General features: G+C 67.6%; 14 protein-coding genes and 2 pseudogenes. 10 read left to right on the forward strand and 6 right to left on the reverse strand.

Features of this window, described 5'->3' with window-relative positions; all coding sequences use genetic code 11:
- Positions 1 to 12: 12 nt before the first annotated feature.
- The 4 genes from ACH492_RS32555 to ACH492_RS32570 form a co-directional block, all read right to left on the reverse strand.
- The gene (locus ACH492_RS32555) at positions 13 to 1,491 is read right to left on the reverse strand and encodes a glutamate--cysteine ligase (RefSeq protein ID WP_398991846.1); all 1,479 of its coding nucleotides are present in this window, start codon (positions 1,489 to 1,491) and stop codon (positions 13 to 15) included.
- A gap of 36 nt (positions 1,492 to 1,527) precedes the next feature.
- Positions 1,528 to 1,875, reverse strand: a complete 348-nt coding sequence (locus ACH492_RS32560) for a TetR family transcriptional regulator C-terminal domain-containing protein (protein WP_398991848.1) — start codon at positions 1,873 to 1,875, stop codon at positions 1,528 to 1,530.
- Positions 1,876 to 1,921: 46 nt separating this feature from the next.
- On the reverse strand, positions 1,922 to 3,175 hold the full coding sequence (locus tag ACH492_RS32565; RefSeq protein ID WP_398991850.1) for an AI-2E family transporter: 1,254 nt from the start codon (positions 3,173 to 3,175) through the stop codon (positions 1,922 to 1,924).
- 75 nt (positions 3,176 to 3,250) lie between these two features.
- The gene (locus ACH492_RS32570; protein ID WP_398991852.1) at positions 3,251 to 3,784 is read right to left on the reverse strand and encodes an ATP-binding protein; all 534 of its coding nucleotides are present in this window, start codon (positions 3,782 to 3,784) and stop codon (positions 3,251 to 3,253) included.
- A gap of 201 nt (positions 3,785 to 3,985) precedes the next feature.
- Here ACH492_RS32570 and ACH492_RS32575 point away from each other — a divergent pair, with 201 nt between their 5' ends.
- Positions 3,986 to 4,201: a DUF397 domain-containing protein gene (locus ACH492_RS32575; RefSeq protein ID WP_398991960.1), complete on the forward strand. Its 216-nt coding sequence runs from the start codon at positions 3,986 to 3,988 to the stop codon at positions 4,199 to 4,201.
- A gap of 87 nt (positions 4,202 to 4,288) precedes the next feature.
- Complete coding sequence (locus ACH492_RS32580; RefSeq protein WP_398991854.1) at positions 4,289 to 5,191, forward strand: helix-turn-helix domain-containing protein; 903 nt, start codon at positions 4,289 to 4,291, stop codon at positions 5,189 to 5,191.
- Between the two features lie 81 nt (positions 5,192 to 5,272).
- Here ACH492_RS32580 and ACH492_RS32585 read toward each other — a convergent pair whose 3' ends face one another.
- Positions 5,273 to 6,085 (reverse strand): SAM-dependent methyltransferase, encoded by an 813-nt coding sequence (locus ACH492_RS32585; protein ID WP_398991962.1) that lies wholly within the window; start codon positions 6,083 to 6,085, stop codon positions 5,273 to 5,275.
- Between the two features lie 186 nt (positions 6,086 to 6,271).
- Between ACH492_RS32585 and ACH492_RS32590 the strand changes: the two are divergent.
- From ACH492_RS32590 to ACH492_RS32625, 8 genes and pseudogenes are all read left to right on the forward strand, one after another.
- A pseudogene (locus ACH492_RS32590) lies at positions 6,272 to 6,445 on the forward strand (cupin domain-containing protein); the annotation flags it as partial.
- A gap of 152 nt (positions 6,446 to 6,597) precedes the next feature.
- On the forward strand, positions 6,598 to 7,926 hold the full coding sequence (locus tag ACH492_RS32595) for an ABC transporter substrate-binding protein (protein WP_398991856.1): 1,329 nt from the start codon (positions 6,598 to 6,600) through the stop codon (positions 7,924 to 7,926).
- Entirely contained in the window at positions 7,923 to 8,867 is a 945-nt protein-coding gene (locus tag ACH492_RS32600; RefSeq protein ID WP_398991858.1) for a carbohydrate ABC transporter permease, read from the forward strand. Before ACH492_RS32595 ends, ACH492_RS32600 begins: the two co-directional genes overlap by 4 nt.
- Entirely contained in the window at positions 8,867 to 9,700 is an 834-nt protein-coding gene (locus tag ACH492_RS32605) for a carbohydrate ABC transporter permease (RefSeq protein ID WP_398991859.1), read from the forward strand. The genes ACH492_RS32600 and ACH492_RS32605 overlap by 1 nt, the downstream gene beginning before the upstream one ends.
- A 38-nt stretch (positions 9,701 to 9,738) precedes the next feature.
- Complete coding sequence (locus tag ACH492_RS32610) at positions 9,739 to 10,929, forward strand: ABC transporter ATP-binding protein (RefSeq protein ID WP_398991861.1); 1,191 nt, start codon at positions 9,739 to 9,741, stop codon at positions 10,927 to 10,929.
- A 343-nt stretch (positions 10,930 to 11,272) separates the two neighbouring features.
- Complete coding sequence (gene tgmA, locus ACH492_RS32615) at positions 11,273 to 11,464, forward strand: putative ATP-grasp-modified RiPP (protein WP_307659487.1); 192 nt, start codon at positions 11,273 to 11,275, stop codon at positions 11,462 to 11,464.
- A gap of 13 nt (positions 11,465 to 11,477) precedes the next feature.
- Positions 11,478 to 12,407: an ATP-grasp ribosomal peptide maturase gene (tgmB, locus tag ACH492_RS32620; protein ID WP_398991863.1), complete on the forward strand. Its 930-nt coding sequence runs from the start codon at positions 11,478 to 11,480 to the stop codon at positions 12,405 to 12,407.
- A 22-nt stretch (positions 12,408 to 12,429) separates the two neighbouring features.
- Positions 12,430 to 12,629: pseudogene (locus ACH492_RS32625) on the forward strand (SpoIIE family protein phosphatase); the annotation flags it as partial.
- Positions 12,630 to 12,776: 147 nt separating this feature from the next.
- Here ACH492_RS32625 and ACH492_RS32630 read toward each other — a convergent pair.
- Positions 12,777 to 14,156, reverse strand: a complete 1,380-nt coding sequence (locus ACH492_RS32630; RefSeq protein ID WP_398991865.1) for a hypothetical protein — start codon at positions 14,154 to 14,156, stop codon at positions 12,777 to 12,779.
- Positions 14,157 to 14,432 lie beyond the last annotated feature (276 nt).

The raw sequence follows: 14,432 nt of genomic DNA on the forward strand, positions 1-14,432 counted from the left end.
CCACTCGCGGGCTCAGTCGACGGGCCAGGTGTGTGCCGGGGCGTTGAGGTGCATGTATTCGATGTACTGCTGTGTCGTCCGGCGCAGTGCTTCATGGGTGTCGACGTGGCTGGTGTCATCGATGTGGTGGAACATCTCCGACTGCCATACCGCGCCGTTGCGGCCGGTGACGCACCGCTGCTCGATGATGCCCAGCAGCGGCTCCCGCCATGCCGCGTCCATGCCCGAGAGCTCCAGCCCCCGGTGTGCCAGAGGCAGCAGGCGTCGCAGTACGAGTTCGGCGACCGGCACCTCGCCCATCCCGGGCCAGTACAGTCGCGCGTCGATTCCGTGCCGTGCCCCGGTGTGCAGATTGTCCTCGGCGGCCGAGAACGACATCCGTGACCAGACCGTCCGTTCCTCCTCGACCAGGGCGCGCGTCAGCCCGTAGTAGAAGGCGCCGTTGGCGAGGATGTCGGCCACTGTGGGACCGGCAGGCAGCACCCGGTTCTCCACCCGCAGATGTGGTTTGCCGTGGGCGACGTCGTAGATCGGGCGGTTCCACCGGTAGATCGTGCCGTTGTGCAGGGTGAGTTCGGCCAGTGCGGGGACGTCGTCGTCGTCGAGCCTCTCCTGCGGATCCTCCTCGTCGCACAGCGGCAGCAGCGCGGGGTAGTAGCGGAGGTTCTCTTCGAAGAGGTCGAAGACGCTCGTGATCCACCGCTCGCCGAACCACACCCGAGGCCGCACGCCCTGCACCTTGATCTCCTCCGGGCGGGTGTCGGTGGCCTGCTCGAAGAGGGGGATACGGGTCTCGCGCCAGAGCTCCTTGCCGAACAGGAAGGGCGAGTTCGCCGCCAGGGCCACTTGCACGCCTGCGATCGCCTGCGCCGCGTTCCAGTAGTTCGCGAACTCGTCCGGCGAGACCTGAAGATGGAACTGGGTGCTGGTGCACGCCGCCTCGGGGGTGATGGTGTCGGCGTAGGTCCGCAGCCTGTCCACCCCGTCCACCGAGATCCGCAGATCCTCACCCCGGGCCGCGAATATCTGCTCGTTCAGCAGCCGGTACCGCGGGTTCTCCGACAGTGCCGCCTCACTGACATCCGTCTGCTGCAGCGTCGGCAGGATCCCAATCATGATCAGATGCGCCCCCGCTGCCGCGGCCCGCTCCTCGGCATGGTTGAGCGCGTTCCTGATCTCCTTCTCCCACGCATCGGGACCACCAGCCGTCAGCCGCCGGGGCGGGATGTTGATCTCCAGATTGAACCGGCCCAGCTCACTCGACCAGGCGGAATCCGCGATCGCCTCGAGTATGTCGGTGCTCCGCATCGTCGGCTCTCCGGCCGCGTCAACCAGGTTGAGCTCGATCTCCAGACCCACCTGGGGCCGCTCCACTTCGAAACGTTCCTCTCGCAGCATCTGCGCGAACGCATCGAGGCAATCCTGCATCTTGTTCCGGTACTGGCGACGGTCATCACGGGTGAACACCAGTGCCGGGACATCTCGTCCCATCGACCCTCCCGAGTCTCCTCGGCGGACACCCCTCCATCAGAGTCCCACTCCACGGCCGCCCCGACCACCGCGGGCAGCGGCTTCACGGCGGTCACAGCGTGGGAAACTCCGGCGGCACCCCGAGTGTGGGAGCGATTGCCCCCAGATTGCGGCCTGAGCCCTGTCCAGACCGACCTTCGGGCCACCCAGCATCAGGCGGATGCCGAACCCGTCGCACAGGGCGAGCAGCAGCGTGCTCGTGGCGTCGACGTCGCAGTCGGCGAATTCCCCGGAGTCGATGCCACGCCTGATCGCCTGGCCGATCCAGGTGGCAGAGTCAAGCACTCCGGCTACGGCAGCGACCTGTCCATGGCCGGTTTGCTGGACTACACCCAGGTCAAGCACGTAATGCTGTGACCCCGCCCGTCGGCGGAGTCGATTCGTCAGGGCCTTACGAGTCCGTCCCTCTGCCGACGGCCGGGGGCCGCAGCGGATCCGGCTCGCGCGCCCGGCGCAGCGCCTGATGTGCCGACCAGAGGACCGACACCAGCGGTACGGCCACCACCGCGCCCACTACTCCGGCCGCGATCGCCCCGCCGATGACCGAGAGCGCGACCACCACCGGGTGCAGCCGGACGGCCCAGCTCATCACGATCGGGTGCAGCAGATGGCCCTCGATCTGTCCGATGATCACGATGAGGACGACGACCATGGCCGCGATCAGCGGGCCTTTGGCCGCCAGGGCCACCACTGCGGCGATCGCGAGGGCGATGGGTGAGCCGATCAACGGAATGAAGGCGGCAAAGAACTCCAGCATGGCCAGCGGGATGGCGAGCGGCACGCCGAGAGCGAAGAGAGCGACGCCGACCAGGATCGCGTTGGTCGCGGCCACAAGGACGATGCCGTGGGTGTAGCCGGTGAAGGTCCGCCAGGCCGCACGGCCCGCGGTCGACACCCGATCCCGGGCAGTCGGCGGAAGCTGGTCGCAGAACCAGCCCCACTGTCGGTCGCCGGAGTGGATGAAGAAGACCGAGCAGAACAGGGCCAGGGCGAACACGGTCAGGACTTCGACCAGTCGGCCGGCGCCGCTGAGCGCCGTACTGATGAGGGTGGACCGGTGGCTGGACAGGAACTGCCCGATCCGGGACTGGATGTCGGTGAGCGCGTCGGGGTTGAGCCGGAACGGCGGCTCCTCGAGCCAGCGCTCGATCCTGCCGACGCCTGCCCCGAACTCCCGTTGCAGCCCGGCCCACTCTCCCGCCACCGTCTCGCCGATCAGGCTCAGGATCCCGAGGACGAGGAAGATGCTGCCGAGCAGGGACACGGCGACGGCGAGCGGGCGGGGCAGGACGCGCCCCAGGAAGTCGGTCACCGGCCGGAGCATCGCGGTGATGACCATGCCGAGGAAGACCGCCACGGCGATCTCGTGGAACCGCCCCAGCACCGAGAAGACGGCGTATACGAGGGCGCCGACGACGAGGATCCGCCAGGCGTAGGCGGCAGCCGTCTGAAGGGTGGGGAACACCCGCGGTTCGCCGCCGGGGCGAGAGGGAGGCTGCGGGCGCAGAGTGCCCGGGTTCCCCGCCGGACGCCGGGTGATGCTGCGCAGCGCCTGACGCGACGCGGCGCGGATCCGGTGCCGGCGCCCGGAGGACGGCGCGCCGGGGTCCGGGTTCCTGGGCTGCGGATCCGAGGGCCTGGACATCCACAAGCTCGTACCACCGGGAGCCCTTCGTGCCACGCCACCGGTGCGATATTCACCCGAAGGGGTAACGCTGTGTCAGCTGGCCTGTGGGTGAAGGGGCAGCGTCGCCCATACGGTCTTGCCCCGGGGCGGTGTCAGTGACCACGACCAGGTGTCGCTCAGTGCGCTGATGAGTTTGAGGCCCCGGCCGCCGACTGCGCAGGCGTCGGCGTCGCGCGGACGCGGCGGATCGGAGCTCGGGTCGGTGACCGCGCAGACAAGGCCGCTGGGGTGCAGGAAGATGCCGAGCCAGACGGGGTAGTCCCCGTCGTCGGGCGAGGTGGGGTCCAGCGCGTGCTGGACGGCGTTGGTGACAAGTTCGCTGACGACCACCGCGGCGTCAGAAACGAGAGGGTGCAGCGCCCACCCATTGAGGGTCGAGGCGACGAAGTGCCGTGCCTGGGGAGCGTTTCGAAGCTGTCCGTCCAGGCCGCATGCGGCGAATCCGACCGGGCCGTTGCCCTGGACCAGTCCCCATTCCGGCTCGCCTGAACCGGCTGATCCGGGCGGCAGTTCCGCGCCAGGCTCGGCACCGCAGAGCCGGTCTCCGTGCCGGGTGCTCGTGCTCATTGAGGCTGGCAGGTGGGTGGTCACTGGTCATGTCCCCCTGGGGGTTCGGGGCTTCGACGCTGTGGCAGCCGCCGTGGAACGAGTATGGTCGAGCACCACCCGAGAATGCAATTGCATCTGGGATTGCATTCAATGGGGGGTTGGGGCGAACGAACGTGCGAACGGTGAGGGGCTGTCGCAGTGGAGTCTTTCTTCAACGGCATGCAGGCGAGTGCGCTGAGCTCGGCGACGTGGACCAAGAGCAGTCACAGCAACGCGACAGGGAACTGTGTGGAGATAGCGGAGTTGCCTGGTGGGTACGTGGCGATTCGTAACTCCCGTGATCCGCAGGGGCCGGCGCTGATCTATACGCGGGATGAGATTGCGGCGTTCGTGGCAGGTGCTCGAGGTGGAGACTTCGACTCTGTCATTGGCTGAAAGGGGCCCATAGGAATGTCAAGTTCCGCATTCGGAGAGTGACTTTGGTGGATACTGGTATATCCCTAGCGTCCGCAGGAGCGCCCGATGGCTGCAGCCGACCCGAATGCGTCGTTGTTCGTACGACCGCTGGGGGCGGTAGAGGACAACCCGACTGCGCTGAGGCTGATCCTCGGCGGCAAATTGCGCGAGCTGCGCGTAGCCGCCGGGCTCGACCCTGTGGACGTCGACGGTCGGCTCGGGTTCTCGCGGTCGAAAACCAGTCGAATGGAGTTGGGGCGGCACAGCTGCAAGCCTGCCGACGCCCTGGCCCTTCTGAGTCTCTACGGGGTGGACCGCGAAGAGCGCGTCGCCGAGTTCCTCCACCTGGTGGACCAGTCCCGCCGGACCGACTGGTGGCGCTCGTTCAGCGACGTCCTGTCCGACTTCTTCACCCCGCTGGTGGCTCTGGAAGGAGCGGCCGAACGCATCCGTACGTACGAGCCGTTCTACGTGCCCGGGCTGCTGCAGACCCCCGCGTACACCCGCGCTGTGATCCAAGCCGGACCCGGCCATCTCCTCTCACACGAGGTGATGCGCCGTGTCGATCTGCGGCAGGAACGGCAGCGGCAGCTTGACCAACCGGATGCGCCGCGACTGTGGGCGGTGATCGACGAGTCCGTCCTGCTGCGGGCGGTCGGCGGCCCGGACGTCATGCGCGCGCAGCTCGAGCACCTCGTCACGATGATGGAGCGCCCCCGGGTCACCCTGCAGATCGCCCCGCTGGATGTGACAGCCGCGGTCGGAGTCGGCACCGGCGTGACCTGTCTGCGCTTCGCCTTGAGTGATCTCAAGGATGCCGTGTACGTCGAGCACCTGACAGATTCGACGTTCACTCAGAAGCCGCTGGTCGTAGAGGAGTACCGGAACATGCTGGACCGGCTGGGGGCATGTGCGCTGACGCCAGCGGAGTCACTCGCGGTGCTGCGCGAGCGTATTCTCACCCTCTGATGTGAAACGGCGGCGGCCAGGTACGGCGCGCCGAGGGCGCTGTACCCGGGCCGCACACGGCCGAAAGGCGTGCGTTCGGGATCACCCGACCCGAGCGAGGCCGCCCCACTCGATCCATTCGTCGGTCAGCTGGACTGGGGCCAGATCGCTGTCCGGTCGCCAGGTCGAAACCTCCACCAGGCCTGGCTCAAGAATCTCCAGGCCGGTGAAGTACTCGGTGACTTCGCGTTCCTCGCGCACTCTGCCCCAATTGCTGCCGGTGGCCTCGGCCATGAAATCGGTGACGAACTTCCTGATCTCCGGCCGGTCGCTGACGAGCTGGCACACGACGAGGAAACTGCCCGGCACCAGACGCTCCGCGACGCGCCGGACGAGGCCGGCCGGGTCGTCCTCGTCCGGGATGCAGTGCAGTACCGATACGAAGAGAGCCCCGACAGGTTGACTGAAATCAATCAGTCCCCTCGTCTCCTCATGGCCGAAGATGCCGTCGGTGTCCCGCATGTCGGCCTGTATGACCGCAGTGCGGTCGTTCTCGTCCAGCAGCGCTCGACCGTGGGCCAGCACGATGGGATCGCTGTCGACGTAGACCACCTTCGAGGCGGGATCGACGGCCTGGGCGACCTGGTGGACGTTGTCCTGGGTGGGAAGACCGGAGCCGTGGTCGATGAACTGCCGCACGCCGTACTCGCTGGCCAGCAGTCGCACCACGCGCTGCAGGAACCGGCGGTTGTTGACCGCCAGCACCTTGGTGCTGGGCACCTGCTTCAGCAACTGCTCGCATGCGTCGCGGTCCGACTGGTAGTTGTCGTCGCCCCCGAGAAAGTAGTCGTACATGCGTGCCACGCTCGGCACCGTCGTGTCGATGGCGCTTGGGCGCAACGGCTCCCCTTGCATCCAGTTCTCACCCGCGTCTGTCGAGATCAGGTTTTGTAGGACGACCATGCTAGGGAGAGGGCGTGACGTGGCATAGGCCACGCAAGGGGGGAACAAGAGCGCGCCATGCTTTTCAGCCATGCCGCCACCGGGTGCGGCGGATCCTCAGGACGTTGTCCATACGCGTACCGGGTCGGCCATCGGGTCCGGTCAGCCCTCGGTGAGCACGACCTCATCCTCACCGTCGGCGAGGCCGCCGAATTCGACACCCGCACACCCCACGGCTTCGCCAACGCAGGAGACCGGCCAGTCGAGTTCCTCTCCCTGTTCGGAGCCCAGGGCGAGCGGATGCACGTACGGGCACACCCCACCACCACGTGACCCGCGCCGGCCGGTGGCAAGCCATCCGGGGGATCTCCTGTCTACGCCAGGACGCGTTGCGCCGACAGCGGCGGGGCAACGATTACGTTCGCCGGGACGACGGCGCTGCGCGGGGTGATTAGCCACCCGGTGACCGCTGGTCCGGGAGGTGAATGGTGGGGCGCACGAAGGGACAGGCCCACCCGGCACGGGCGCGCGGCGAGGCATCGCCGCGCCCCGCCGGTCGTGGCACCGCGCGGCGGCTGCGGTGCCTCACCGTGCTGCCCCTGCTGGCCGGGCTGCTCTCCTGCGGCTCCAGCAAACCCGACGGCCCGGTCAGCCTGAACTGGTACAACTTTCCGGACGACTCAGGTGCCCTGGCCGAAGCGGCGATCAACTGCACCCGCGCCTCGGGCGGGCGGTACCGCATCGCGTACAACAAGCTTCCGCGCGGCGCGGACGGCCAGCGTCAGCAACTCGTCCGCCGGCTCGCCGCGCACGACGCCCTCGACATCCTGGGCCTCGATGTCACCTGGGCCGCGGAGTTCGCCGAAGCCGAATGGATCCTGCCGTGGACGGGCAGCAACCGCCGCAGCGCCACCGAGGGCACCCTCGAAGTGCCGCTGCAAACGGCCACATGGAAGGGCAAGTTGTACGCCGTCCCGTACAACACCAACACCCAGTTGCTGTGGTACCGAAGCGACCTCGTGCCCAAGCCCCCCAAGACCTGGGCCGAGATGCTGGACATGGCACGCGACCTCGCCAAGGAGGGCAAGCCCCACTACGTCGAGATCCAGGGGGCCCAGTACGAGGGGCTGACGGTCTGGTTCAACACGCTCGTGGAGAGCGCGGGCGGCTCCATCCTCAACGCCGCAGCCACAGCACCCTCGCTCGGCCCGCCCGCGGTCCAAGCGGCCACGATCATGCACGACTTGGCCACCTCACCCGCCGCAGACCCCTCCTTGTCCAACCAGATGGAGGACCAGAACCGGCTCGCCATGGAGTCGGGCACTGCCGCCTTCGAGCTGAACTACCCGTTCGTGTATCCGTCGATGAAGGCGAACAAGCCCGAGCTGTTCAAGAGTTTCCGCTGGGCGCCATACCCCGGCGTGGACCCGGGCCGGCCGTCGAAACCCACGATCGGCGGCATCGACCTCGCCATCGGCGCCTACTCGCGCCATCCCGGCCTCGCGTTCGAGGCCGCGCTGTGCCTGCGCAATCGCCAGAACCAGATGACCGCGGCGCTCAAGGGCGGACTGCCGCCCACGCTGCGCGCGCTCTACACCGACAAGGCACTCACCAAGAGCTACCCGTTCGCCTCCGAAGTGCTCTCGGCCCTGGAGAACGCCAGCGTCCGCCCCCAGACGCCCGCCTACCAGAATGTGTCCATCGCGATCTCGCACACGCTCTCCCCGCCCTCGGGGATCCAGCCCCGCAGCGACGTCGAGAACATCGGCAGCCAGATCGAGGACGCCCTCCAGTCCAAGGGGCTGATCCCGTGAACACCCCGACCCCCGCTACGTCGACGGCTCCGGCCCCGGCGCCCGGCAGGACCGAGGCGCTGTCGGAGGGCGCGCGACAGGAGCGACGGCTGGGCCTGCTGCTGTGCGCGCCCGCGGTGGTCGTCATGCTCGCCGTCACGGCCTACCCCATCGGCTACGCGATCTATCTGTCCCTGCAGCGCTACGACCTGCGCTTCCCGAACCAGGCGCGTTTCGTGGGCCTGAGCAACTACGGGGCCGTCCTCTCCTCCGAATTCTGGTGGGAGGCGTTCTGGGTCACCCTGTTCATCACCGCCGTCTCCGTGGCCGTGGAACTCGTCCTCGGCTTCGCGCTGGCCCTGGTCATGCACCGTGCCATCTTCGGCCGGGGGACCGTGCGTACCGCGATCCTGATCCCCTACGGCATCGTCACCGTGGTCGCCGCCTACTCCTGGCAGTACGCCTGGACCCCGGACACCGGCTACCTCGCCGCACTCCTGCCGTCCGGTGATGCCCCGCTGACCGAGCAGTGGCCGGCCATCGGGCTGATCATCCTCGCCGAGGTCTGGAAGACCACCCCCTTCATGGCACTTCTCCTGCTGGCCGGACTCGCCCTGGTGCCCGAGGAGACGCTGCGCGCCGCCATGGTCGACGGCGCGTCCGCCTGGCAGCGCTTCGCCCTGGTGACGGTGCCGCTGATGAAACCGGCCATCCTCGTGGCCCTGCTGTTCCGCACCCTGGACGCCTTCCGGATCTTCGACAACATCTACATCCTGACCTCGGGCGCTCATGGCACAGGCTCGGTGTCGATCCTCGGCTACGACAACCTGTTCACCGCGCTCAACCTCGGCATCGGATCGGCAATCTCCGTGCTCATCTTCCTTTGCGTGGGCCTGATCGCCTTCGCCTTCATCAAACTCTTCGGGGCTGCCGCCCCCGGCTCACAGGAGGAGGGACGCTGATGGCCAGCGCAGGCAAGCGGCACCTCACCGGCTGGGCCATCGCCAACACCGTAGTGATCGCCTATGCCCTGTTCCCGGTCTGGTGGATCGCGGCGCTGTCGTTCAAGGACCCCAGCACCCTCACCGACGGCAACTTCGTCCCGGAGAAGTGGACGCTGGAGAACTACCGCGGCATCTTCGAGACCTCGGAGTTCACCCGTGCCCTCATCAACTCGATCGGCATCGCTCTGATTGCCACCGTGATCGCCGTTGTGCTGGGCACCATGGCAGCCTACGCCGTGGCAAGGCTGCGCTTCCCCGGCAAGAAGCTGTTGATCGGCATGTCCCTGTTGATCGCGATGTTCCCGCCGATCTCCCTGGTGTCCCCGCTGTTCAACATCGAGCGCGTCCTGGGCATCTTCGACACCTGGCCGGGGCTGATCATCCCGTACATGACCTTCTCCCTCCCACTCGCGATCTACACCCTCTCGGCCTTCTTCCGGGAAATCCCGTGGGATCTGGAGAAGGCCGCCAAGGTCGACGGGGCCACGCCCGCCCAGGCCTTCCGGCTGGTGATCGCGCCTCTGGCCGCGCCGGGCGTGTTCACCACCGCGATCCTCGTCTTCATCTTCTGCTGGAACGACTTCCTGTTCGCGATCTCCCTGACCTCGACAACGAGGGCCCGCACAGTGCCGGCGGCGATCGCCTTCTTCACCGGGAGCAGCCAGTTCCAGCAGCCCACCGGTTCGATCGCCGCCGCCGCGGTAGTGATCACTATTCCGATCATCGTCTTCGTGCTGCTGTTCCAGCGGCGCATCGTCGCCGGACTGACGTCCGGGGCCGTCAAGGGCTGACCTGCAGCAGCCGATCGTCAGGACAAGGAGCACCGACCGTGGCCGAGATCGTTCTCGAGGGCATCACCAAAAGGTTTCCCGACGGCGCCCTGGCCGTGCGGGACGTCAACCTCACAGTCGGCGACGGGGAGTTCGTCATCCTGGTCGGGCCCTCCGGTTGCGGCAAGTCCACCACGCTCAACATGATCGCCGGACTTGAGGACATCACCGACGGCACCCTCCGCATCGACGACCAGGTCGTGAACGACAAGGCGCCCAAGGACCGCGACATCGCCATGGTCTTCCAGAGTTACGCCCTCTATCCGCACATGACCGTGCGCGAAAACATGGGCTTCGCGCTGCGCCTGGCCAAGGTGGACAAGAACACCGTCAGAACCAAGGTGGAGGAAGCCGCACGCATCCTCGATCTGACGGTTCATCTGGACCGTAAACCCGCGAACCTCTCCGGTGGCCAGCGCCAGCGCGTCGCCATGGGCCGCGCCATCGTCCGCAATCCCAAGGCATTCCTGATGGACGAGCCGCTGTCCAACCTCGACGCCAAGCTCCGGGTACAGATGCGCACCCAGATCTCCCGCCTCCAGCAGCGGCTGGGCACGACCACCGTCTACGTCACCCATGACCAGACCGAGGCGATGACGCTCGGGGACCGCGTGGTCGTCATGCGCAGCGGCATCGTTCAACAGGTCGGCACCCCGCAATACCTCTACGACGAGCCACGCAACCTCTTCGTCGCCGGGTTCATCGGCTCACCCGCCATGAACTTCCTCTACGCCACCCTGGAGGAGAACGTGCTGCGCACCATCGTCGGAGACATCCCCCTGTCCGACGAGGTACGCCGTAGCCTGGAGCGCCAGAACGCACCCCGGGACCTCATCGTGGGCTTGCGGCCCGAAGCCTTCGAGGACGCCGCACTGATCGATCCGGGCCGGCCGGGGACCACCTTCACCACCACCGTGGACGTGGTGGAGTCCCTGGGTTCGGACGTCTACGCGTACTTCACCGAGGAGGACTGGCAGCCGACCGCCACCTCGGAACTGGAGGAGCTGGCCGCCGATTCAGGCCTCACGGAGACGGGAGGCAGCGGCCACCAGATCGTCGTCCGGCTCAACACCGCAACGCGGGTCCGCGAGGGAAGCCAGGCCGAGCTGTGGGTGGACACATCGAGGATGCACGTCTTCGACCCACGCACCGGTGCGAACCTCACCCACCGTGAGAACAGCGGTGGATGAGTGGCAGGTTCAGAACGCGGCGGCCGCTGTGCTGGTCTGACAGCCCTCAGGCCGACTGAACGCAGTGGTGACACAGGTCACTCGGCCTTCCGGTGCACCCGATGGCTCGTTCTGACGTCTATCTCGGTGTCAGGCAGGCGTCAGCGAGCCGCGCGAGCGGGTGCGTTCGCGAGGTTGGCCGCGTAGTTGGCGGAGTAGTTGTCCGGATCTGCCCTCTGTCTGGCGCCCACAGTCTTCCGAATTATGACGGTATGTAATGAAACCATTACGTGGTTGATACGTACTGTTACTTACGTGGTATGAGTGGGGCTGTGGGCGGGCCCTGTAGGGGAGGGAGAGAAGCATGAGACCGTTTGTGTGGAACTATGCGCGTCCGGCTGAGCTGTCACCGGTGATCGACCAGTATGCGTACGACCCCATCCTTCAGCTGAACGTTCTGTCCGACGGGCGTCCGGCCATCATGGACAAGGCGTTGCTGGCGGCAGTTGGCACCACCACCTCGAAGGCCGGTTCCGCGACCCACTTCGACGACTGAGTGACCGTACGCGATGACGGTGCTGATCCTGACTTCCGAGCAGGATGTGACCGCGGACATGGTGGTGGCTCAGCTGCACGACCGAGGCGTTCCTCTGGTGCGGTTCGATCCCGGTGACCTTCCCGGTGAGGGGGCTCTGTCGGCGGAATATGTGCGGGGCGAGTTCCGTGGCTATCTGTCGGCGGGCGGGCGTGTGGTGAGTATGAGTGGCCTGCGTTCGATATGGATACGCAGGCCCAACGAGCCGGCGGCGCACGCCGCGGAACCATCCGCGTGGCTGTCCGCGGAAAGCGGGCAGGCGCTGTACGGGATGCTGGACTGCACCACGGCACGCTGGATGAACGATCCCGGCGCTGCGGCGAAGGCGCGTAACAAGCCGTGGCAGCTTCGCCTTGCCCACCGGAGCGGGTTCCCGGTGCCGGCCACGATCATCACCACCTACCCGCAGATCGCGCGTCAGTTCGCGGAGCAGTACCGGCACGTAGTGGTGAAGTCCGTGTCGGGCAAGCCGCCCAACGATCCGCCGATGGCGCTGCCCACCACATTGGTGCCGCCGGACGCGGACTTCGCCGGTGTTGCCGCCGGTCCCACGCTGCTGCAGCGATATATCCCCAAGCGCGCCGACATCCGGCTGACCAGCGTCGGTGACGAGCAGTTCGCCGCGCGGAAGGTCTCGGAGCCTGGGCAGGTGGATGGACGGTACGGGGACACCGGACACAGCTGGGAACCCGTCGAGGTGCCCGTTCGCATCACGCGCGCCGTTGCCGCCTACAAGGATCTCGCCAAACTCGCCTACGGCGCCTTCGACTTCGCGGAGGACTCGGAGGGAACTTGGTGGTTCCTGGAGTGCAACCAGGGAGGTCAGTTCGGCTTCGTGGAGTTGCAGACCGGGCAGCCGATCGCCGAAGCGGTGGCCGGCTGGCTGAGTTCCACAGTCGCGTGATTCGAGCTTCTGGGGGGAGCAGATCGGGCGCCACCGGGCGGCCGTACGCCACCGGCCCGCCATCGACGCGCTGAACGTGTGCGGCGACTGGTGGGACCTTGTCGACCTGACCGGCGACCGCATCGAGGTCACCATCGGCGACGTTGTCGGCCACGGCCTGTCCGCGGCCGGCTCATAGGACAACTGCGCAGCGGGCTCAGCGCCGCCTCCCGCCTCGCCGACGCCCTCCCGCCTCGCCGACGCCCTGCCGGCCGACCTGCTCGCGCCCGGCGGCGCCACCGACGACACCGCCCTGGTCATCGTGCGCCTGTGACTGAAGAGCCCCTGCCGGACTCCCAGGCAGGGGCTCCTCGTTCCCGTCGAGGGGCGTCAGGCGACGACGCCCTTGCCCTGTGCCAGCAGCCATTCGCGGTGCAGGGCGCCCAGCGGGATGCGGTGCTCGAAGACTGGCGTGCCGAAGATGGACAACTGGAGCTGCAGCCACCCCGTCAGATCCACGCCGCCGTATATCTTCCAGGCCCCCACAACCGACTCGGGCGTGGCCTCGGCGCCGGCTTCGCCTCGTACGTACGGGGCGAGATCCGCGGTGAGGCCGACCGCGCCGTACAGCCCGACTGTGGCCTCGGCGCCGAGGGAAGCCTTGACCGTGCCCGCCGCCGTAACCTCCGCCTGTACCGGGGTGCTGGTCATGTCGGACGTGCTGACCGGCTTCCAGCCATCCGATTTCGAGTAGCTGCCGCCGATCCGGAAGCCGCCCTTGAGGTCTTGCTTGACGTCGACGCTGACGGTGCCGTTCGCGGCCACCTGGATGTACGCCGTGAGGTCGAGGTTCACTACGACCGGCACCGGCCCGACCTGGATCACGGGATCGGCGTGAAGCTTGGCGAAAGGAATCCGCACCGGCTTGCCGTCCGCCGCCGCCCTGCCCTTCAGCTCCCACTGTGACGTCCAGTCACCGGTGAGACCCAGGAACGCCGAGTCCGGCGTGAGAGCGGAGGACCCGTCGTACGAGAACTCGACCTCGGGGGCCAGCTGCACATAGCCCGCGACCGACGCCGACCCCGACACGGGAGCGCCCTCGGTGACCGGGAACGGAACCGACCCCCCGACGTCGATCCGCAGGCTGCCCAGGGGCACCTTCGCGCCCTCGGGGCCCACATGGATGTTCCCGGCCTTTGCCCAGGAGACCTTCACGCCCTGGACCAACGGCTCGACGTCGACGCTCGCCGGGTCCACCGGTACGGTCCCGTCTGCCTTGTCGTCGCCGAGCAGCGCGCCGAGCGTCGCAGGCTCGGTTCTGACCTCGGTGCCCTTCCCGGTCTTTCCGGCCACGTCGGTGACCTTGGCGAGCAGCCCGTTGGGAGCCCCGGGCGCGGGCCCGCTGGCGATGACGTCCCCGACGGCGGGGACGTCATCGGCGGAGGCGGTCGCGGATTGCGCCTTCTCCGCAACGGATATGACGGCCCGTCGGCTGCTGCGGTCGTAGGACGCGACCTTGAGCGGCGACTTCTTCGCCTTCCCGTCCTCGCCCGCACGGGCGACGGCGGTCGGCGCCCCCTTGCGCGTCCCGGCCACGGCGAGCTGCCGCGCGGGGTCGGGGGCGGAACTCACGATGCTGGTGGGACGCGGCGCATCGGCGCCGGCCGCGGCCGGGGACGAAGCCCCGGTCTCGGTCGAACACCCGGTGGTGAGCAGGGAAACGGTGGCCAGAGCCGCCAACAGGGCATGCCTGGCAGACAACTTACGCACGTGGGAAACCTCAGGGCGTGTGGTGGGGGGTACGCGCAACAGGAAGGAACTCGCGAATACCAGCGAGTAACAACTGGCCCTGACGATCCCACACGACCATGCCCACCGCGGAGACTCTCCACAACCTCGCCCATGACGTACGTCACACCGGCACCACGCTGTGAACGGACGGTCAGGGGACGCCGGTTGGGCATCGTCCGGGCAACTCGACGAGAGCTGCCCGTCGCCTGGAGAACGCCGCCTCCGTCATCTCGAGGACGCCGCCTCCGTCGTCTT

Source organism: Streptomyces sp. NPDC019443, from assembly GCF_044389785.1.
Lineage (GTDB): Bacteria > Actinomycetota > Actinomycetes > Streptomycetales > Streptomycetaceae > Streptomyces.